The 19,099-nt window shown below is 61.5% G+C and carries 19 protein-coding genes; 18 read left to right on the forward strand and 1 reads right to left on the reverse strand.

Annotated elements, in window-relative coordinates:
- The first annotated feature begins 11 nt into the window (after window positions 1–11).
- The 10 genes from H3U89_RS04170 (at window position 12) to H3U89_RS04215 (ending at window position 8,806) form a co-directional block, all read left to right on the forward strand.
- Window positions 12–674: a hypothetical protein gene (locus H3U89_RS04170; protein WP_198178388.1), complete on the forward strand. Its 663-nt coding sequence runs from the start codon at window positions 12–14 to the stop codon at window positions 672–674.
- Entirely contained in the window at window positions 665–1,207 is a 543-nt protein-coding gene (locus H3U89_RS04175) for a pilus assembly protein (protein ID WP_198178387.1), read from the forward strand. The genes H3U89_RS04170 and H3U89_RS04175 overlap by 10 nt, the downstream gene beginning before the upstream one ends.
- Before the next feature lie 248 nt (window positions 1,208–1,455).
- Window positions 1,456–1,770, forward strand: a complete 315-nt coding sequence (locus tag H3U89_RS04180) for a DUF4244 domain-containing protein (RefSeq protein WP_332460503.1) — start codon at window positions 1,456–1,458, stop codon at window positions 1,768–1,770.
- On the forward strand, window positions 1,757–2,134 hold the full coding sequence (locus H3U89_RS04185) for a TadE family type IV pilus minor pilin (protein ID WP_198178386.1): 378 nt from the start codon (window positions 1,757–1,759) through the stop codon (window positions 2,132–2,134). The genes H3U89_RS04180 and H3U89_RS04185 overlap by 14 nt, the downstream gene beginning before the upstream one ends.
- 3 nt (window positions 2,135–2,137) lie before the next feature.
- Window positions 2,138–2,533, forward strand: a complete 396-nt coding sequence (locus H3U89_RS04190; RefSeq protein ID WP_198178385.1) for an Rv3654c family TadE-like protein — start codon at window positions 2,138–2,140, stop codon at window positions 2,531–2,533.
- Window positions 2,534–2,604: 71 nt separating this feature from the next.
- Window positions 2,605–5,547, forward strand: a complete 2,943-nt coding sequence (locus tag H3U89_RS04195; RefSeq protein ID WP_198178384.1) for a DNA polymerase III subunit gamma and tau — start codon at window positions 2,605–2,607, stop codon at window positions 5,545–5,547.
- A complete protein-coding gene (gene recR, locus H3U89_RS04200; RefSeq protein ID WP_015022549.1) occupies window positions 5,547–6,149 on the forward strand; it encodes a recombination mediator RecR in 603 nt (200 codons plus the stop codon). Before H3U89_RS04195 ends, recR begins: the two co-directional genes overlap by 1 nt.
- A gap of 157 nt (window positions 6,150–6,306) precedes the next feature.
- Window positions 6,307–7,113, forward strand: a complete 807-nt coding sequence (locus H3U89_RS04205) for an aspartate kinase (protein WP_082067745.1) — start codon at window positions 6,307–6,309, stop codon at window positions 7,111–7,113.
- A gap of 23 nt (window positions 7,114–7,136) precedes the next feature.
- Window positions 7,137–7,700, forward strand: coding sequence for an ACT domain-containing protein (locus tag H3U89_RS04210; RefSeq protein WP_045924944.1), 564 nt, complete (start codon window positions 7,137–7,139; stop codon window positions 7,698–7,700).
- A gap of 17 nt (window positions 7,701–7,717) precedes the next feature.
- Window positions 7,718–8,806 carry an aspartate-semialdehyde dehydrogenase gene (locus tag H3U89_RS04215; RefSeq protein WP_198178383.1) on the forward strand — a complete coding sequence of 363 codons (1,089 nt, stop codon included), beginning with the start codon at window positions 7,718–7,720 and terminating at the stop codon, window positions 8,804–8,806.
- A 61-nt stretch (window positions 8,807–8,867) separates the two neighbouring features.
- On the opposite strand, the gene H3U89_RS04220 is transcribed toward H3U89_RS04215, so the two are convergent.
- On the reverse strand, window positions 8,868–9,908 hold the full coding sequence (locus H3U89_RS04220; protein ID WP_232345505.1) for a sugar-binding transcriptional regulator: 1,041 nt from the start codon (window positions 9,906–9,908) through the stop codon (window positions 8,868–8,870).
- A gap of 247 nt (window positions 9,909–10,155) precedes the next feature.
- Between H3U89_RS04220 and H3U89_RS04225 the strand changes: the two genes are divergently transcribed.
- From H3U89_RS04225 to leuA, 8 genes are all read left to right on the forward strand, one after another.
- Window positions 10,156–11,145 carry a phosphotriesterase family protein gene (locus H3U89_RS04225; protein WP_198178382.1) on the forward strand — a complete coding sequence of 330 codons (990 nt, stop codon included), beginning with the start codon at window positions 10,156–10,158 and terminating at the stop codon, window positions 11,143–11,145.
- 5 nt (window positions 11,146–11,150) lie between these two features.
- Complete coding sequence (locus H3U89_RS04230; protein ID WP_024626967.1) at window positions 11,151–11,825, forward strand: 3-keto-L-gulonate-6-phosphate decarboxylase UlaD; 675 nt, start codon at window positions 11,151–11,153, stop codon at window positions 11,823–11,825.
- Entirely contained in the window at window positions 11,822–12,691 is an 870-nt protein-coding gene (locus H3U89_RS04235; RefSeq protein WP_198178381.1) for an L-ribulose-5-phosphate 3-epimerase, read from the forward strand. The genes H3U89_RS04230 and H3U89_RS04235 overlap by 4 nt, the downstream gene beginning before the upstream one ends.
- A gap of 212 nt (window positions 12,692–12,903) precedes the next feature.
- Complete coding sequence (locus H3U89_RS04240; RefSeq protein ID WP_144084928.1) at window positions 12,904–13,860, forward strand: sugar kinase; 957 nt, start codon at window positions 12,904–12,906, stop codon at window positions 13,858–13,860.
- Window positions 13,861–13,991: 131 nt separating this feature from the next.
- Complete coding sequence (locus H3U89_RS04245; protein ID WP_198178380.1) at window positions 13,992–15,353, forward strand: MFS transporter; 1,362 nt, start codon at window positions 13,992–13,994, stop codon at window positions 15,351–15,353.
- Window positions 15,354–15,447: 94 nt separating this feature from the next.
- Window positions 15,448–16,140, forward strand: coding sequence for an L-ribulose-5-phosphate 4-epimerase (locus tag H3U89_RS04250; RefSeq protein ID WP_198178379.1), 693 nt, complete (start codon window positions 15,448–15,450; stop codon window positions 16,138–16,140).
- An 84-nt stretch (window positions 16,141–16,224) separates the two neighbouring features.
- Window positions 16,225–16,845 (forward strand): DUF5701 family protein, encoded by a 621-nt coding sequence (locus tag H3U89_RS04255; RefSeq protein WP_198178378.1) that lies wholly within the window; start codon window positions 16,225–16,227, stop codon window positions 16,843–16,845.
- 254 nt (window positions 16,846–17,099) lie between these two features.
- Window positions 17,100–19,010: a 2-isopropylmalate synthase gene (gene leuA / locus H3U89_RS04260; protein ID WP_198178377.1), complete on the forward strand. Its 1,911-nt coding sequence runs from the start codon at window positions 17,100–17,102 to the stop codon at window positions 19,008–19,010.
- The last annotated feature ends 89 nt before the right edge of the window (window positions 19,011–19,099 follow it).

Consider the following 19,099-nt stretch of genomic DNA (forward strand, 5'->3'; position numbering starts at 1 on the left):
TGAGGTGGATTATGCATGACGAGACTGCAGCCTGGCTGGCTGCAATGATGACGGCTATTGCCTGTCTGGTCTTGCTCGCGCCTAGCGGCAGCGCATCCGCGAGACTGAAGGCCATGTCAGTCAGGCCCTCTGCACAGTCGGATAGGCCCGGCCTGGCGGTGCTGGTCACTTCCCTGCTTGCCTATGTCGACAATGGAGGCGGTCTGGTAGAGGCTTTCGAGGAGGCATCCGGGCGGCGGTTCGCCACCCAGGAGGTCACGCGGGAACGTGTGATGGCCATGCTGGAGAACCGGTGCCTGCCTCAGGAACGGGGGCCGACTCTGACGATTATGGCCCAGGCTCTGATGGCCTGTTATGGTCTCAGCGCCATCCTGGGCTGCCGGGCTTCTGATGGGCTGCGGACTGTGGCAGCTATGCAGAGGCGGCGGGCGGCACTGGATGAGGCGCGAGAAAAAGCCTTTGCTGTGCCTAGGGCCACGATCCGCCTCCTGTCAACCTTGCCGGTGCTGACCATCATCATGGGAGAGTTCATGGGCGCGCGACCGTTGTCCTTCCTATGCCGCCCAGGCCTGGGAACCATATGCCTGATCCTTGGGGCGGCCTTCTATGTTTTTGGTCTGGTTTGGATACATCTGCTGATGAACGATCTGGGCAGGGAGGATCTATGGATCTGAAACCACTGATTGCCGCCCTGTCGACCATAGTGGCCTTGCTGCTGATGGAATCCGACGGCCAGAGTGAGCGATTAGCCGATGAGCAGGTCTCCACGCCATCCTTGAGCCTGGTATTGGCCTTGTTGGGAGTCGCTGTTCGTCAGGGGGCCTCCCTGCCTAGGGCCCTGGGTGTGGTTGGTGGACTGCTGCCAGGCCCTTATGGGCTTCGGATGGTTCGCGTGGCTCACCTGCTCGGACGCGGCAACGGATGGGATCTGTCCTGGTCGGGAGCGATCGGGGATCCTGATTATGGGCAGTCCATGCAGGTCCTGGCTGACTGTCTGGAGCCGTCCTGGCGTTTGGGATCATCACCTCTGACGCGTATCAAGACGACCCTGCGCCAGCTGGATCACCATGCCCGCAGCGTGCTGGCCCGGGCCACAGCGGCGATAACCGTCAGGCTGCTGGTGCCGACCGGACTGTGTATTCTGCCGGCCTTCGTGCTGATCGGAGTCATCCCCTGCATTGCGGCCTTCGTAGGCGGGATTTCCTGAGGGTGGAGCCCATATGGGCAGTTGTCCACAGGCTGCCGACTCAGCTCTGTTCGTCCACATGCATCCGATAAGGCGACCGAGACGGACCGGAACGGGCACAGTGAAAGGTACCGGATGCCGATTCCCTGAGGAACGGCCATTCGCCGGGGCGGGGAAGACACGGAAAGGCAAAGGTGAGAACGATGACATATTCACAGGAGGTTGCGACGGTCTTCCATCTGCAGGCCAGACATTCAGGAGGGCAATTGGTGCCAGCTGAGACATGGCCTGCTGTAGGTGCCGGATCCCGGTGGCTGCAAAGAATGAGGCAGCGTTTCAACCGGTTCATAACGGCTTTGTACGTTCGCATCAGCCAAGCCATGGACTCTGCAGCGAGTGCCCTGCGTGCGCGGATGAGTGTGGTGCTGGCCAGGCCTGAATCGGGGGCCATCACTGCTGAATACGCTGTGATCATGGTGGCAGCTGCCACGCTGGCTGGTGTATTGCTGGCCATTGTCAAGTCCTCTTCCACGCGCACTTTGCTGATGGGTCTGGTCAAGAAGGCGCTTAGTGTCGTCGGCTGAGAGACGGTCCGTGTGGAGCCGACGGTGGCGATCCGATACCGGTACGGTAACGGCCGAGTTCGCCATCGTGCTTCCCGCCGTCATGGTTCTGGCTCTCTTACTGCTGACGCTGACCCAGACGATCAGGATCGGCATGGTCTGTCAGGATGCAGCCAACGCGGCTGCCAGGGATCTGATCGTCACCCGGGGCAAGGGTGATCCCCAAGGGCTGGTGCACCGGATGGCCGGTCCGCATGCTCAAGTGCAGTTGAGCCCATTGGCCGGGCAGACGGCAGTCAGGGTGTCATGCCCAGTGGTTTCCGGCCCGATGGGCGTGCTGCCTGCACAGGTTCATGGCGATGCCGTGGCCATATTGGAGGAATGAGTCATGCTCGGACATGTCAGGAGGAAGCGCGCGGAGCGTACCGGTTCATGGCTAGGGGGTTCGGATCCTGGCTCCGGTACGGTTCTGGGCATCATGCTGATGGCTCTGGTTGGCCTGGGTCTGGTTCTGGCGGCCCTGCTGGGCAATCTCATGATCTGCCGGACGCGTGCACGCACCGGTGCCGATGTCTCGGCTCTGGCTGCAGCTTCTGCCCTGGACGAAGGACAGGCGCAGCCCTGTACTCTGGCCTCCCGGGTCGCCCGTCTCAACCGCGGGGTCCTGACAGACTGCCATGTGGATGGGAGCGACGTGAAAGTCTCGGTGGGGGTAGACACCGGAGTCTCGATGCTGCCGCGTCTGATCCAGTCGGCCCGGGCGGGGCCCGAGCCCTGTGAATGAGAACAGGAAGCGTGGTCGGAAGCCTTCGGAAGGAAAGCGAACGTGTCTAAAGAAATGGATAGCCTTGAACCATGGCACTAGCACTCTATCGGCGGTATCGGCCTGACACCTTTGACGGCATCATCGGTCAGAAGCAGGTCACGGTGCCCCTTACCCGAGCTCTGGATGAGAACCGGCTGACCCATGCCTACCTGTTCTCCGGTCCCAGGGGATGTGGAAAGACCAGCAGTGCCCGGATTTTCGCCCGCTGTGTCAACTGCGCCAAGGGACCGACCAGCCATCCCTGCGGCGAATGTGACAGCTGCAGGGATCTGGCCACGGGAGGCCCCGGTTCCATCGACGTGGTGGAGATTGACGCCGCCAGCCATAATGGCGTCGACGATGCAAGGGAGCTCAGGGAGCGGGCAGGCTTTGCCCCTGTGCGTGACCGCTACAAGATCTTCATTTTGGACGAAGCTCATATGGTCACCCAGCAAGGATTCAATGCCCTGCTGAAAATCGTCGAAGAACCGCCGGAACACGTCATGTTCATCTTCGCCACCACAGAGCCGGAGAAGGTGATCGGCACTATCCGCTCCCGCACCCACCATTACCCCTTCCGTCTCGTGCCCCAGGAAGTTATGGGGCCTTATCTCGAGGGCATCTGCGAAAAGGAGGGCATCAAGGCCGAACCCGGTGTCCTCAAGCTGGCCATGCGGGCTGGAGGCGGATCGGTGCGTGACACCCTTTCTGTGTTGGACCAGCTCATGGTAGGCGCTGACGAGCACACCATCACCTATGATGCGGCTGTAGCTCTGCTGGGGTTCACTCCTGCCGCACTGATCGGCGAAGCTGTGGATACGCTGATCGACCACGATGGTGCTGGTCTCTACGGGGTCATTCAAAAGGTTGTCGTCGGCGGGTTCGAGCCCCAGCGCTTCGTTGAGGATCTGCTGGCCCATGTCCGCGACCTGCTGGTTCTCAAACTGGCGGGGGATCGGGCTGAAAGCGTGCTGAGCGAAGATGGCGACGACGACCAGGTGGCCGATCTGCGTCGGCAGGCGGATGCTTTGGATCTGCAGGTCCTGACCAGAATGGCCGACATCATCAACGATGCGCTGGCGGGAATGAACGGGGCCACCTCGCCCAGGATGCGCTTGGAGCTGCTGGCCGCCAGGCTGCTGGCAATTGGCTGCGAACCTATGGAGCAAGCATCGGCCGCAGGGGCAGCTTCCCCCTCCGGGTCGGCCACGGCGCCCGCCCGCGGTGGGTTCATTGGCGCTGACAGGTCGCAGCGGAGCGGTCGGCCGTCCACAGCATCGCAGTCTGGCAGTGCTGATGGCGCTGATCGCCCCGAACAATCCAGCATGGCAGGTTCGCCATCTGTTGCAGCGCCCGCCTCCTTTGCCGGGCCACAGACCATGGCCGGCTCTCATTCCGATTCCTCCGCTTATGGACAGCGAGAGGGCGAAGAGCAGTCGCCCCATTCCGGCTCTGATCCTATCCAACCCGAGCGCAAGGAAGCTCCCTCCTGGCCGACTGGACAGGCGGAGGGACAAGCTAGGCCATCCAGTTCCTCCAGACCCGCCCGGTCTGCGGAAACACCTCGGCCTGCACAACGGGAGACTGCGCAAGGGCAGGCAAACGAGGTGCCGACTGGTACAGAGCTGGATAAGCGCTGGGATGCCCTGGTTGCTGCCCTGCCTGATGAGGTCCGCCAGTATGTCGTGCGAGACCGGGTGCCCACCGTAGCCATGACAGCAGGCCCATCCGGCCGCAAGCGGCTGTCTATGACCTTCGACCGTCCACTCAGTCAGCATGCCTTCGCCATGGCCGTGGCTGCACAGTCGGTTGACGGGGAGACCAAGGTGCCGCGTATCGTCATGGTCCGCGCTCGCCAGGAGTTCGGACAGTCCACCATGATCGCCCCATCGGGGACGGCTGCCAACGGTGAGACTGTGGAGTCCGTCAACAGGATGTCTCCCCAGCGCCGGGCAGAGGTCAAGAAGGAGGTGGCTCTAGCGCGAGCCGGTTTAGCCACCATGAACCTTGGGGCGGCGGTCATGCCTCATGCGGCCACAGAGCAGGGGCATGCCCCTAGAGGGATGACGGCCTCGGCCGGTCATGATGGCGGGGCCGGAGCATCGGCATCGGACGGGAAGTCCACTCCTGGAGAAGCTTCAGGCGACGGGAGCTCCGACGACGCTCACCACCCGGTCGGTGGCCCTGTCCAGTCGTCTTCGAAACCGCTTCCAGCGGCGGGTTTCGGCTCGACCGCTTCAACGGTGTTGCCGGACGATGATCCCTGGGCTCACCCCATGCCAGCGACTCATGCGCCGCAAAAGACCTGGCAGCCTGATCAGGGCGGCGATGGATCCACTGGCCAGAAAGACCATGAGCCCAAAAAGGTGGCCCTGCCGGACATGAGCGATGACACGGATCCTTGGGCCGTGCCCGATTCCGGGACCAGCACCGCAGCCTTTGCGGAGTCTTCCAACAGTCAAGGCCATGAAGCTTCGGATCAGGGGCTTGAAGTTTCGAAGTCGGTTGATTCGTCGGGTCAGGGAAGCGCCTCGGTTGCAACCTCGAATTCGACATTGGAGACCGGGTTGGCTCCCGGAGATGTGGCTGCGGCAACTGGCACCCCAACCTCGTCGGACAGACGGGGTGACGGTCATGGTTCGAGTACCGTCGGTGGCTCGGATGACCCCCAGGCAATGGCAAAGGCTTCTGGAGCTGAGGGCAGGGCGATGCCAGCAGGCTTCGCCAGTCCGGCCTCCGGTGGTTCCGATCAGGATGGGGCCTCGTCTGCTGCAGTCTCCTCCCAGGCTTCAGGGCCTTCAGTGGATCCCGAGGACGATGTCTATTCCATGGACGATGCCAGGCTCGGGGCGGACAATGCCATGAACCAGGATGAACTGACCAAATTGTTTGACGTGACCAAGGTGGAGGACTTTGCTGCTGACGACCCCCAGAATCCGATCAACGTCCAAAGGCGCCGGCAGGAACAGGCACAACGACAGGGAGGTGAATGATGGCTGCTACCTATGATGGAGCCATTCAAGAGCTGATCGACGCCTTTGCCCAACTGCCGGGCATCGGTCCCAAGGGTGCGCAGCGCATTGCCTTCTACATTCTGGGAGCCGATCGGCGCAGTGCTCAGGATCTGGCCGATGCCATTGTTGCAGCCAAGGAGAAGGTCCGGTTTTGCGAGATCTGCGGCAATGTCTGCGAGACCAGCCCCTGTCCCATCTGCCAGGATCCGAGACGTGACCGCAGCATCATCTGCGTAGTCGAGGAGCCCAAGGATGTCATGAGCATCGAGCGGACCGGAGAATACCGGGGTCTTTATCATGTGCTGGGCGGGGCCATCGACCCTATGTCCAACGTCGGGCCCGGCGATCTGCGCATTCCCGAGCTTTTGAAGCGGTTGGGCACGGATCAGGTCAAGGAGGTCATGCTGGCCCTGGATCCCAACATTGAAGGCGAAGCCACCACCACCTACCTGGGACGGCTGCTGGGCCCTCTGGATCTGCGGGTCACCAGGCTGGCCAGCGGCCTGCCCGTCGGCAGCGATCTGGAATATGCCGACGAGATCACCCTTGGCCGGGCAATATCCGGCCGTCGCGATCTGTAAGGCCTGCGATCACTGATTCGCAGCCTCCCTGGCTGCCGTTAATGTTTCGCATATTGGTGGAGGGGGTCTGATAGAACGGTGTCGTTCGTATAATCCATGTAATCAACATGTTGCAGATGATGGTCTAGTGGCTTAACCGTCGCGGGATGGAACAGCAGTGGCACTTATCGTTCAGAAGTATGGCGGGTCCTCGGTGGCGGACTCGGACTCCATCAAGCGTGTGGCCAAGCGCATTATTGACACCAAGCGCGCCGGCAATGACATTGCTGTGGTGGTTTCCGCTATGGGGGACACCACTGACGATCTGATTGACCAGGCCATGGATGTGGATTCCAACCCTCCTGCCCGAGAGATGGACATGCTCATGACGGCCGGGGAGCGCATCTCCATGAGCCTGCTGGCCATGAGCATCCATGCACAAGGCGAGCGCGCCCATTCTTTCACCGGTTCGCAGGCGGGATTCATGACTGATGCACGCTACGGCGCAGCCCACATCCGCCATGTCCGACCCCAGCGAGTCATGAAGGCCCTGGACCGAGGCGAGGTGGGGATTGTGGCAGGCTTCCAGGGGGTCAACCCCGACGGCGATGCCACCACCCTGGGTCGTGGCGGCTCGGATACCTCGGCTGTGGCCCTGGCCGTGGCACTCAAGGCGGATGTCTGCGAGATCTATACCGATGTGGACGGGGTTTTCACCGCCGACCCGCGCATTGTTCCCACCGCCCGTAGAATCGCCCGCATTTCATATGAGGAGATGCTGGAGATGGCGGCCGGCGGATCCAAGGTGCTGGCCCTGCGCTGCGTGGAGTATGCCCAGCGCTTCCGCATGCCCATCCATGTGCGCAGTTCCTTTTCCCATCGCCCAGGCACGCTGATCATGCCTGACGATGTCGATGCTGACAAGATTCCCAATTTGGAGACCGGCCAGCTGCCGGATCGCCCCGCCGCACGCGCTGACAGGTGACGGGATATGACGGAAGGAAGGAAATGACCAACGGCGAATCCATGGGCGACCTGTTCCCGGACCTGAACGGCCCTGAGTCACCCATCATCTCAGGGGTTGCCCACGACCGCAGTGAAACTCAGGTCAGCCTGCGGGCCGTGCCCGACCGACCTGGCGTGGCCGCACAGCTCTTCACCATCCTTGCCGAGGGCGGCATCAACATCGATATGATCGTCCAGGCTGGGGCGGCTACCGGCACTGTGGACATCTCCTTTACGTTGCCGTCCGCTCAGGCTGATCAGGTGGTCCCCATGCTGGATGACTCCCGCGAGCAATTGGGGTTCCGATCAGTGGACATCAATCCCGAGGTGGGCAAGGTGACCCTGGTAGGCGTAGGGATGAAAACCCATTCGGGCATCACTGCCACCTTCTTCCGGGCGTTAAGCGAGCGACATATCAACGTGCTCATGATCTCGACCTCCGAAATCCGCATCTCCGCCCTGGTGCCCATCCAGGACCTGGACGAGGCGGTACGGGCCATCCATACGGCCTTCCACTTGGATGCTGATCAGGTCGAGGCGGTCGTTTACGGCGGCACGGGTCGCTGAGCAGAGAGGAGAGAGCAATGACGGATAAGGCTGATTTGGCGAGCAATGGACGCCGTGGCATCAATGTAGCCGTCCTGGGTGCCACCGGCCAGGTAGGCATGGTCATGCGCCGGATGCTGGATGAACGGGACTTCCCCGTGGCCGACCTGCGATTCATGGCCTCGTCCCGGTCTGCAGGCGAACAGCTGCGCTGGCGTGACAGGACCATCACGGTCGAGGATGTTGAGCAGGCCGACCTGAGCGGGATCGATTTGGCCATCTTCTCCGCCGGCGGTTCGACCTCAGGAACCTGGGCCCCGCGTTTCGCCGAGGCCGGAGCCTACGTGGTCGACAACTCCTCCCATTGGCGGATGGATCCCGAGGTCCCCCTGGTGGTGTCCGAGGTCAACCCCGAGGACTTGGATCTTATCCCGCGGCGGATCGTGGCCAATCCCAACTGCACCACCATGGCCTGCATGCCGGTGTTGAGTCCCTTGGCCAAGGCATACGGTCTGCGCCGTCTGATCGTCTCCTCCTACCAGGCTGTGTCGGGGGCTGGTCGTGCCGGCGTCCTCCAGCTGCGCGACGAGGCCAAAACCGCCGTGGAGCAAGGTGCTGACCGGCTGGTCTTCGACGGATCGGCCATCGAGTTCCCACCGCCCACCAAGGTGGTGCGTACCATTGCCTTCAACGCCGTTCCCTTCATCGGCGCTCTGGTCGATGATGGCAGCGGGGAGACCGACGAGGAGCAGAAGCTGCGCAATGAGAGCCGCAAGATCCTGCACCTGCCTGATCTGGCCGCCTCCTGCACCTGCGTGAGGGTAGGGGTCTTCACGGCCCACGGCATGAGCATCAATGCCGAGTTCGAGCACGATGTCACCCCTGATCAGGCCCGTGACCTGCTGTCCAAGGCCCCCGGAGTAAGTCTGGCGGAAATACCCACTCCTCTGGACGCCGCCGGCAAGGACCCCAGCTTCGTGGGTCGCATCCGCCAGGACCAGGCCGTGGAGGGCAAGAGGGGATTGTCCATGTTCGTGGCCAACGACAACCTGCGCAAGGGCGCTGCCCTCAACGCCGTGCAGATTGCCGAGCTGATCGCCCGCAAGCACTTCGCCGACAGGACCTGATTGTGCATCTGGGCTGATCGGTTCTACCAGGCTCCGTCTGCCTGATGGTTTTCATGCAGGGTCAGCCCTGCTTGGCCTCTGCTTGGCTCGGGGTTTGTGAAGCTTTTCTGCCTGCGCTCCTCTGCCGTTGTTCCAGCTCAAGTATCCCTTCGGCCGTGTCGCGGTCGGTGGCCAGTGCAGAGATAAGCCCGGCCCGCAGACAGGCGAGGATGCTGGCAACTTTTTGCGGCCCCCAAGCCACGCCTATGACCAGAGGGATCCGCTTCAGGCGTTCGAATTCAATCGATATAGTGCGTTCACACAGGCTGGTTCGGATGTGGCGACCCTGGGCATCGATGTGATGCCCGCAGATGTGCCCCACGGCCTTGAGCTCGGTCACCTCCTTGATGAAAGCTGCATTCTCGTAGTCTTTGAAAATATGTCCTGACCTTCCCTCCTTGACCGACCCGACTCCCACCACCGCAACGTCGGCGTGTCCGCCCAGAGTCAGGGTGTCGGCTATCTGGCGTTCTTTGCGCATGGCTTCAGCTACGGATGTCGAAGAAAGGATCATGGGCACCGGCAGCGACGAGTAGCTGCCACCCAGTCGCTGGGCCAGCATGCGGCATATCTCCGGTGAATCCGTCATAGGATTGGTCGGCGACAGGGAACCGATCATCTGCACGACCTTGGACTTTGCCCAGTTTTGCAGGGGAACTTCGCGAACCGTGTAGGCGACGGCGTTGCCATTGGAGACGGTTATCAAAGAGTCGGGCCTGGTCTGCTCGACCAAGAGAGATGCCGCGCTTCGGGGCACAACGTCATATCCGGTGCATCCTTGCGGTGGCTCTGAGACTCGGGCGCAACGGAGGTTGAATTGTCGGATCAGCCTGGACTCCAGGTCTTCAAGCCGCTCTAATGGATTCTCAATGGAGATCTTCACCAGTCCTCGGTCTTGGGCCTCTTTCAGCATTCGGGAGACGGAGGGTCGGGAATAGCCTGTCGCTGTGGCGATCTGAGACTGCAGCATGTGATCCTGGTAGTACATGCGGGCTACGCGAAGAAGCAGCTGGACCCGCTTGCGGGCATCGGAAGTGGTCATCATCTGTAAATCGCTGAACATATGTACATGTTATCAGAATTTGCATACACGAGCCCAGCTGTCCCAAATGGTCTAAAGAAGGCTCTTGTAATGCTGAAAATGAAATATATATATAGCAATAGAGTCATTGTCAAAGTACATATGTTCATCGATATCCTTGTTGTTCTCTGACGGTTCACATAGTCTGTTTCCCGTCAAAGGCACCGGAAGGAAAAGCCTGAAGACCGGTGCCGCGAAATCGCAGAGCACAACCAACAAAGGAGTTCACATGGCATTTGCACGAACCATTCTGGGAGATGTCGACCCGAGCACGCTTGGCGTAGTCAACAGCCACGACCATCTGATCCGGGTGGGAGCCGGTGAGGTCTACCTAGACAAGGACCATCAACTAGATTCAGTTGAAAAGGCAGAGACCGAGGCCGGATATTTCGCCAAGGCCTCGCTGAAGTGGAGCAAGCAGGGTGGCACCGTGGTGGATATGTGCCCCATCAACTGCGGCCGTGACATCGAGAAGCTGGCTGAGGTGGCCCGCTCGGTGGAGAACCTGCAGATCATAGGGGCCACCGGCTTCCATCGTGAGCATGTCTACCTGGAGACCCAGTCACACTGGATCAACCGCTACAGCGTGGATCAGATCGCCGATCTGGTCATTGCCGATATCCGCGAGGGCATCGACCGCAACGACTACACCGGTCCCCTGGTGGATCGCAGCCCCTATAAGGCAGGCGTCATCAAGATCGGCACTGCTTACGGCGCAATCACGCCCTTCGAACACAAGTGCATGGAGGCTGCTGCCAAGGCGGCCATCGAGACCGGCGCTCCCATCAACACGCACACCACCTATGGAACCTGTGGTCTGGAACAGGCCCAGACCCTGATTGGATTGGGGGTCCCCGCCGACCAGATCGCGATCGGGCATATCCAGCGCAACGCGGATGTTTACTACCTGGAGGAGATCCTGGATCTGGGCGTCTATCTGGAAATCGACGGCACCAACAGGATCAAGTATCAGCCCGATTCCAACAGGATGATGGAGCTCAAGGCTTTCAAGAAAGACGGCTATGAGGACCGTATCCTCCTGGGCACGGACTCCGGCAAGCGCTCCTACCAGAAGGTCTACGGCTCTGTGAGCGGCGTGGACTACAACCCGGCAGTGGACGGCCCCCGCATGATCGCCGAAGGCTTTGATCCCGACTACGTGGACAAGCTGCTCATCCGCAACGCCCACAACTTCTTCTCCTTCCGTAAGGAGGCCTGAGCGCGATGGCAGCAGACAAGACCCTGGAACGCCCCCAGCTTCAGATCGCGCTGGACACCTTTGATATGCCCTCGGCCCTGAGGCCTCTGAATGCGGCCGTCAGCCAAGTGGATGTCATCGAGTGCGGAACGGTTCTGATCATCGCCGAAGGGCTGAGAGCCGTGCGCGAGATCCGTGCTCTCTATCCCAATAAGACCATCCTGGCTGATGTCAGGATCGCCGAGGCCGGAGCGGTCATCTCCCGCGCCTGCTTCGAGGCGGGTGCCAGCTGGGTCTCGGTGGTCGCCGGGGCCAGCATGACCACGGTCGAGCAGGTGGTGAAGGTGGCCCAGGAGTTCGGCGGTGAGGTCCAGATTGAGCTGGGTGAAACCTACGATCCCGAACAGGCGCGCGAATGGCGGCGACTTGGAGCTACCCAGGTCATCGTCCATCGTTCTCGCGACGCTGAAGCGGCCGGCAAGCTGACCTGGGGGGAGGACGACAAGGATCGCATCCGCCAGCTGCATCAGATGGGCTTCAAGGTCACTGTGACCGGCGGGGTCACGGCCAAGGATCTGCCCTTCTTCCAAGGAGTTCCCGTCGGAGTGGTGATCTCCGGCCGCGGCATTGTCAAGGCTGACGACCCCCTGGCCGCTGCGACCGAGCTGCGGGAGACCATCGGCAGGGTGTGGCCGCAATGAGCGGCAGCATCACCCTGGGCATCTATGAGAAGGCCCTGAAGTCCCCCGCCGAGCCGGATGATTGGGATGCGTTCATGTCCCAGGTGGCGGCCGATGGGTTCACCTTCATGGATCTGTCCATTGACGAAAGCGACAAGCGGATGGCCCGCTTGGACTGGACGGCTGCCCAGGCTTCCACCTTCCGTCAGGCCGCTGACCGCCAGGGCGTCCAGGTCGGAGGGATCTGCCTGAGCTGCCACCGTAAGGTTGGCCCTGGCTCGGCCGATCCGGCTGTCCGCCGTCAGGCCTATGAGATCTTCCTCAAGGCGATCGATCTGGCTCATGAGGCGGGCATTCCCCTGATTCAGGTAGCCGGTTACTACGCCTACTACGAGGACCCTGATCCCGACCAGCGCGCCAGGTATGTGGAGGTTTTGGCCAGGGCGGCTGAGTATGCGGCCCAGGCCGGCGTCATGCTGGGCATAGAGAATGTGGATGGCAATGACATCACCTCCATCACCAAGGGTCTGGCCATCTGCGATCAGGTCGGGTCCTCCTGGTTGAGCATGTACCCGGATATCGGCAACCTCTACGAGCAGGAGCTGGATGCCGTGGCTGAGCTCAGGGCTGGAGCCGGCAGAATGATGGCCATCCATGTCAAGGATGTGCTCCCAGGGCAGCCGCGTCGCATCACCATGGGCGAGGGCTGTGCCGATTTTCCCACGGCTTTCGCCGAGCTGGCCCGGCAATCCTGGTCGGGGCGGATCATGCTGGAGATGTGGAACGATGATTCGGACCAGGCCGATCAGATCGTCGCGAATGCAAGGAAGAAAGTGGAAACCTGGCTGCGAGGGGCTGACATGGAGGTGCTTGACCCCAGAGGCTGAAGTACAGGTCGCAGCGGTCACGGTTGCGACCCGGGGGTGGTTGTGCCGGTCCTCCACCCCCTTGGCATCGGCAGGGAGGCAATGATGCCAGCGGTCGCCCCTGGAGGGTCGACCCGATCGGTGCGAGTTTGAATGTGACAGGTCGTAATACGGAATGAAGCGGACGTCGTGGTCCATTCTAGAGAAGCGGCCATGTAGACAAGGAGCAAGTGATGGCAGAACATGCATATGACCTTTCGACCATAGGAGAGGGGCAGATCAGGCTCACGGTCAGGAGGGGGGAGCGGCTGATGAACGCCCGGTCGGTCCTGATGAATCCAGCCTGTTCCGAGGCCAATGTGGCTGGAGTGTTGGCTCAGCTTCAGCGCAAGACCCTGTGGACCTCTTCGCTGCCGGAGGGGGATTTGGGCGAATACGTCCTGAGCGAGTACAGGTCTGTGGGTGTTGATCTGAGCACCATGGTCCGCAAGCCGGCCAGCCGGATCGCCCTCTACTTCATGGAGCCGGGCGAACCCCCCATGCCGGCCAACGTCATCTACGACCGCGAGTACACCCCCTTCAGGTCGACGGGGATCGAGGATTACGACTGGGACCGGATGCTGGACACCCGCCTGCTCTTCCTGACCGGCATCACCGCGGCCCTGACCGATACCACGGCCCAGGTGGTGACTTATGCGGCCGAGCAGGCGGAGAAGCGCGGCATCGACATCGCCTTTGACGTGAACTTCCGCAGCAAGCTTTGGTCTGGTGACCAGGCCAGAAAGGTTTTGGAGCCCATTGCTCATAAGGCCCGCATTCTCTTCTGCTCCATCAAGGACGCCAAAAGCGTCTTCGGAATCGAGGGGACAGGCGAGGAGGTCTGCGAGCAGCTCTACCAGCGCTTCGGCAATGAGTACATTGTTTCCACCAATCACTTGGATGGTCCTTACTTGAGAACCTCCAAGGGAATCAAGAAGTACGTCACCACGACGGTTCCGGTGGTGGATCGTCCCGGCGCCGGGGATTCCTTCGTGGCTGCCACCCTCCACGGCTTCCTCTCCGATGATGTGGAGTGCGGTGTCAGGTGGGGACAGCGGGCCGCCGAGTATGCCCTGACGCATATGGGCGATCTGACCCGTATCCGCGCCCAGGAACTGGATATTCCGCTGGGCGGGGATATCAACCGTTGACCGTTCCTTCATGATCCAAGGCCGCCGCAGCATTCTCCAAGGAAGGAGAGAGCGACCTGGATCCTCAGGTCAGATCCGTACGGGGGTCGGGCCGCCATCATCATGACCATCCGAGAAAGAAAAGCACCATTATGAGTGATACACATGTCACACAGGCCGGGGAGACACTGACCGCATACGAGCAGATAGACGCTCGTCCTCTGACCGGACATCAGAAAAGCATCATCGGCCTGGCCATAGCCGGCAACATATCTGAATTCTTCGATATGTTCCTGATTGGTTTCGTGGTCTCCCTCCTGACTTCGGCCTGGCACCTGACCGGGGTCTCCGCTGGAATCATCCTGGCCTGCTCCGGGCTGGGCACGGTCATCGGATCCATCCTCTGGGGGCGTTTGGCCGATCGCTTCGGCCGCAAGCATGCCTTCCAGTGGTGTGTTCTCTGCTTCGTGGTCTTCACGGCCCTGTCGGTCTTCCTGCCTGACGGTGCCTGGATCCTGCTGGCCATCCTGCGAATCGGCGTGGGTGTCGGCGTAGGCGGCCTGAACATCATCTCCATCCCCTACGTCCAGGAATTCGTGCCGGCCAGACAGCGCGGCATGCTCTCCGGCCTGGCCTCGGTCTTCATTCCTCTGGGTCTGCTCCTGGGATCCGTCTCACAGAGCCTGATTGGCGACAATTGGCGCGTGCTGGTGGCCCTGGGCGTTATCCCTGTCCTTCTGCTGTTCTGGTTGGCTACCGTGCCCGAGTCCCCCCGTTTCTATCAGAGCGTGGGCCGTGACGACGATGCCCGCAAGGCCTTGGCATGGGCTCTGGAGCTTCCCGTGGACCAGGTCGGTGCCCTGCCCAAGGTCGAGCAGGAGCAGAAGGCCAGCTATCGCCTGCTCTTGTCCAAGCATTTAAAGCCGCTGATCATCATTTCGGTTGGCTCCTTCTGCTTCATTCTGGGTTCCTTCGCCATCCAATCCTGGGGTCAAACGCTGATGAAGGATGCTTTCGGCTTCTCAACGCAGATGGTGGCCTACCTGTTCATGGGCGTCTCCGTGGCCGACTGCATCGGCAGATTCGGCTCTGCCTGGCTGGCTGACATCATCGGTCGGCGTTGGACCATGTTCTCCTTCGGCATCATCGGGGCTCTGGGATGCTTTTACGCGGCCTTCTTCCACAATTCCGGCTGGCAGTTCTACATCGCTGTCCTGGTCATCATGACCTTCGCCGACGGTGTCTTCGGCATTCTCAACGCTTTCGGCGGCGAGCAGTTCCCCAACGATGTTCGTTCCACCGGACTGGGGCTGGGATACGGCATCGGCGCCACGGCCAAGATCGTAGGCCCTATATTCATGGGGCTCCTGGTGGGCGGCGACTATGTCTCCCAGCACATCAACATCGGCGTTGTCACCACGGCATTCACCTTCTTCGGTGTCTGCCTGGTCATCGGCGCTGTTATTTATCTCTTTGCCCAGGAGACCAAGGGCAAGGATCTGGAAAGCCTGTGAGGATGCGCAGCAGGGTCTGTGCACGCAGGTAAGCAAACCGGGCCGGCTTTTCGCAGGAAGGGTCGGCCCCTTGTTGGGAATGGTGGTGGTTCGTATGACGTCCTTGGCTGATTTTTCTGATGAGGTACGTGTCGAAGTGGGATTGGTTCGTGAGCATGTTGCCGCCCTGCATGAGCAGTTGATCAAGTGGGGGCTGGTGGTGTGGACGGCGGGGAATGTCTCGCAACGCCTGCATTCAGCCGACTTGCTGGTGATCAAGCCATCCGGGGTGCGCTACGAGCAGTTAACGCCGGAATCAATGGTGGTCACGGATCTGGAAGGGCATGTGGTGGACGGATCTGCCGCCCCCTCCTCGGATGTGTTTTCGCACGCCTACATCTACCGGCACATGCCTGAAGTATTTGGCGTGGTGCATACGCATTCGACCTTTGCTACGGCCTTTGCTGCAGTGGGCCGGTCAATTCCATGCGTATTGACGATGATGGGTGACGAGTTCGGTGGTCCGGTGCCGGTGGGTCCCTTCGCCTTGATTGGTTCGGACCAGATAGGTCGTGGGGTGGTCGAAACCCTGGCGGAACATCCGGGCTGTCCTGCGGTGCTCATGCGCAATCACGGCCCCTTCACGGTCGGTGCTGATGCTGAGGCTGCGGTCAAGGCGGCGGCGATGACGGAGGAGGTGGCGCGTACGGTGTGGGCTGCTAAGCAAATCGGTACGCCTGTGCCATTGTCCGACGAGGATGTGGCCAGTCTGAACGACCGTTATCAGCACGTGTACGGCCAGCACTAAATCGGAATACGATACCTCGCCCTGGCAGGTGAGTGTCGAGAGTGTAGGTGCTCGCGGGGGCAGATTCGAATTAGACTGGAGGCCATGACCAGATCTTCCCAAGAAGTGCAGCGGCAACTGGATCGGATCGTGGCCCTGGGCTATCCGGATGTGGCGGACATCAGCGCCGCCGCCTTCAGAGCCTTGGCCCAGCCCCTGATTTCCGCGCTGGAGTCCACTGAGCTGGGCGAGCAGGTCCTGCTCATCCCCACCAGAGAGCTGGTCTCGCCCGAGTCGCTGATCGCCCGGACCAGCATCAACCGCATGGCCGGCTTCACCACCATGCCGCCGCGTGACATCGCCAGCTTCCTGCCGCAGAACGGGTTCGAGCCGCCCGAGGGTCCCTTTTACATCGTCCTGGAGCCCCATACCGGGACCTGCTACACCAACCGCGAACCCGACGTGGCCCGCAAACTGATCGACTCCGACGACCGTCTACCTCTGACCTTGGAGGAGGGGCTGGCCATCGCCACCCAGCATCCCGACTGGCTGGCGGTCAAGAACGGCTTCAACCTGCTGGGGTCCCACAGCGCCGATGGGCGCGTGCCTAGCATCTGGATGAGCCAGAACGCCCCCCGTCTGGGTTCGGTCTGGCCTAACTCGCGTCACACCTGGCTGGGCAACGCTTACTGCGAGGGCCGTCGCGGCGTCTCCCTCTTCCAGTGAATCCTTTCCACTGAATCTTATGAAGTGAGCACTCTGTCAGCGCTTGCATCGTGTGGTATTTGCATCCTTGGCAACCTCGCGAATTATGCCAGGCTCCGCGCGCTCGCCTTCCGCTGCGTCGTAATGCGGACCCGGACCGCATGTCCTGGCCCTCCTCCGGTAAGATAATGACACCCCCGGTGCGGTTTCGACATGCCCGAACGCCTATAGCCGGGCGACATTGTGGTTTCCGACGAACGAAAGAAGGAGGAGAGATGGATCAGGATCGTGCATCCGTGTTTGATCTTGCGGCCCAGGCCGCGGCGTCCAATGGAGGGAACAACGATCTGCTGCTGCCTCCCCCCAGGTTTGTGGGTTCGCCGCAGAAGCCCAGCGCCATGCCCTACACCAAGTATGTGGCCTACAACAAGCAGGTCCCCTTTGACTATCCGCAGCGCACCTGGCCGGGCAAGACCCTGAAGCGGGCGCCTCGCTGGTGCTCGGTGGATCTTCGCGACGGCAACCAGGCCCTGGTCGACCCCATGGATTCCGAGCGCAAGCTGAGATTCTGGAATCTGTTGATCTCCATGGGCTTCAAGGAGATCGAGGTGGGCTTCCCCTCGGCCTCCGAAACTGATTATGACTTCATCCGCCTGCTGATAGAGCGCGAGCTGATCCCTGACGACGTAACCATCGTGGTCCTGACTCAGGCCCGCGAGCATCTGATCCGCCGTACCTACGAGGCCCTGCGTGGGGCCAAGCGGGCCGTGGTCCACTTCTACAACTCCGTCTCGGTCCTGCAGCGGGAGGTCGTCTTCCACAAGGACAAGGCCGGCATCAAGCAGCTGGCCACTGACGCAGCCGAGCTCTGCCGATCCCTGGAGGCCGATGCCGGGGGCACCGACCTTTCCTACGAGTATTCGCCCGAGTCCTTCTCCGGCGCAGAGCCTGAGTACTCCCTGGAGGTCTGCAACGCGGTCATCGACGTGATCCGGCCCACGCCGGAGCATCCCATGATCATCAACCTGCCCAACACCGTGGAGATGACCACCCCCAACGTCTTCGCTGACGAGGTGGAGTACATATCCACCAACCTCAAGGACCGGGATGCGGTGGTGCTCTCCCTGCACCCCCACAACGACGAGGGCATGGCTGTGGCCGCCACCGAGCTCAGCCTGCTGGCCGGGGCTGACCGGGTGGAGGGATGCCTGCTGGGCAATGGTGAGCGCACCGGCAATGTTGACATCTGCACGGTGGGGCTGAACCTGCTGGTCCAGGGGATCGATCCCCAACTGGACTTCTCCGACATGCCCGGCATCCGTCGGACGGTGGAGTACTGCAATCAGATCGCCGTCTCCGAGCGGCACCCCTATGTGGGCAACTTCGTCTTCACAGCCTTCTCCGGCTCCCACCAGGATGCCATCAAGAAGGGCCTGGATGCCCGGCAGCAGGCGGCCCTGCGCGCCAACGCCAACCCCGACGACTTCCTCTGGCTGGTGCCCTACCTGCCCATCGATCCCAAGGATGTGGGCGGCAACTACGAGGCCATCATCCGGGTCAACTCCCAGTCGGGCAAGGGCGGCATGGCCTACCTGCTCAAGGCCAACCATCATCTGGATCTGCCCAAGCGCCTCCAGGTGGAGTTCGAGCGGCTGGTCCAAAGCTATGCTGACAGGACCAAGCGCGAGGTCAAGGATGCCGACATCTGGCGGCTCTTCAAGGACGAGTACCTGCCCGTGGAGGCCGGCGGGAGCGTGGTCGGCGGCGAGTCCATGGCCGACCAGCGCGACGAGACCCTGCAGCAGTGGGGCCGCTTCAAGCTGCTGAATGTGGCAGTCACTTCCGGCGAGGACGGTTCCGACACAGTCCTGGATGCCACCCTGCTGGACCGTGGGCTTGCCCCGGGCGATCCCGAGGAGCGTCGTCGTGTTCAGGGACATGGGAACGGTCCTATTGCGGCCTTCCTGGATGCACTCAAGTCCCTGGACCAGACCGTCTCGGTCCTGGATTACGCCGAGCACGCCATGACCGCCGGCACGGATGCTCTGGCGGCTTCCTACGTGGAATGCCAGGTGGGCGAACCGGCCAGGTCCCGGGTGATCTGGGGTGTGGGCATCGACTCGTCCATCTCCACCAGCTCCCTCAAGGCCATCATCTCGGCGCTCAACCGCTTCCAGCGCGGCTGAGGGCCAGAAAATCCAATACCCGTCATTCAGGTCCGATCCGGACGCACAGCTACGCCCGGGTCGGACCACATTGTCTGAACTGGTATACC

The organism is Bifidobacterium sp. W8104, from assembly GCF_016100735.1.
GTDB classification, from domain to species: Bacteria; Actinomycetota; Actinomycetes; order Actinomycetales; family Bifidobacteriaceae; genus Bombiscardovia; species Bombiscardovia choladohabitans.

What these genes read in the sequence shown, in the direction of transcription:
- recR (WP_015022549.1), top strand. Translation starts at nt 5,547, where the DNA reads ATGGCTGCTACCTATGATGGAGCCATTCAAGAGCTGATCGACGCCTTT.
- H3U89_RS04245 (WP_198178380.1), top strand. Translation starts at nt 13,992, where the DNA reads ATGAGTGATACACATGTCACACAGGCCGGGGAGACACTGACCGCATAC.
- H3U89_RS04175 (WP_198178387.1), top strand. Translation starts at nt 665, where the DNA reads ATGGATCTGAAACCACTGATTGCCGCCCTGTCGACCATAGTGGCCTTG.
- H3U89_RS04255 (WP_198178378.1), top strand. Translation starts at nt 16,225, where the DNA reads ATGACCAGATCTTCCCAAGAAGTGCAGCGGCAACTGGATCGGATCGTG.
- H3U89_RS04195 (WP_198178384.1), top strand. Translation starts at nt 2,605, where the DNA reads ATGGCACTAGCACTCTATCGGCGGTATCGGCCTGACACCTTTGACGGC.
- H3U89_RS04225 (WP_198178382.1), top strand. Translation starts at nt 10,156, where the DNA reads ATGGCATTTGCACGAACCATTCTGGGAGATGTCGACCCGAGCACGCTT.
- H3U89_RS04240 (WP_144084928.1), top strand. Translation starts at nt 12,904, where the DNA reads ATGGCAGAACATGCATATGACCTTTCGACCATAGGAGAGGGGCAGATC.
- H3U89_RS04190 (WP_198178385.1), top strand. Translation starts at nt 2,138, where the DNA reads ATGCTCGGACATGTCAGGAGGAAGCGCGCGGAGCGTACCGGTTCATGG.
- H3U89_RS04220 (WP_232345505.1), bottom strand. Translation starts at nt 9,908, where the DNA reads ATGTTCAGCGATTTACAGATGATGACCACTTCCGATGCCCGCAAGCGG.
- H3U89_RS04235 (WP_198178381.1), top strand. Translation starts at nt 11,822, where the DNA reads ATGAGCGGCAGCATCACCCTGGGCATCTATGAGAAGGCCCTGAAGTCC.
- leuA (WP_198178377.1), top strand. Translation starts at nt 17,100, where the DNA reads ATGGATCAGGATCGTGCATCCGTGTTTGATCTTGCGGCCCAGGCCGCG.
- H3U89_RS04215 (WP_198178383.1), top strand. Translation starts at nt 7,718, where the DNA reads ATGACGGATAAGGCTGATTTGGCGAGCAATGGACGCCGTGGCATCAAT.
- H3U89_RS04210 (WP_045924944.1), top strand. Translation starts at nt 7,137, where the DNA reads ATGACCAACGGCGAATCCATGGGCGACCTGTTCCCGGACCTGAACGGC.
- H3U89_RS04250 (WP_198178379.1), top strand. Translation starts at nt 15,448, where the DNA reads ATGACGTCCTTGGCTGATTTTTCTGATGAGGTACGTGTCGAAGTGGGA.
- H3U89_RS04230 (WP_024626967.1), top strand. Translation starts at nt 11,151, where the DNA reads ATGGCAGCAGACAAGACCCTGGAACGCCCCCAGCTTCAGATCGCGCTG.
- H3U89_RS04170 (WP_198178388.1), top strand. Translation starts at nt 12, where the DNA reads ATGCATGACGAGACTGCAGCCTGGCTGGCTGCAATGATGACGGCTATT.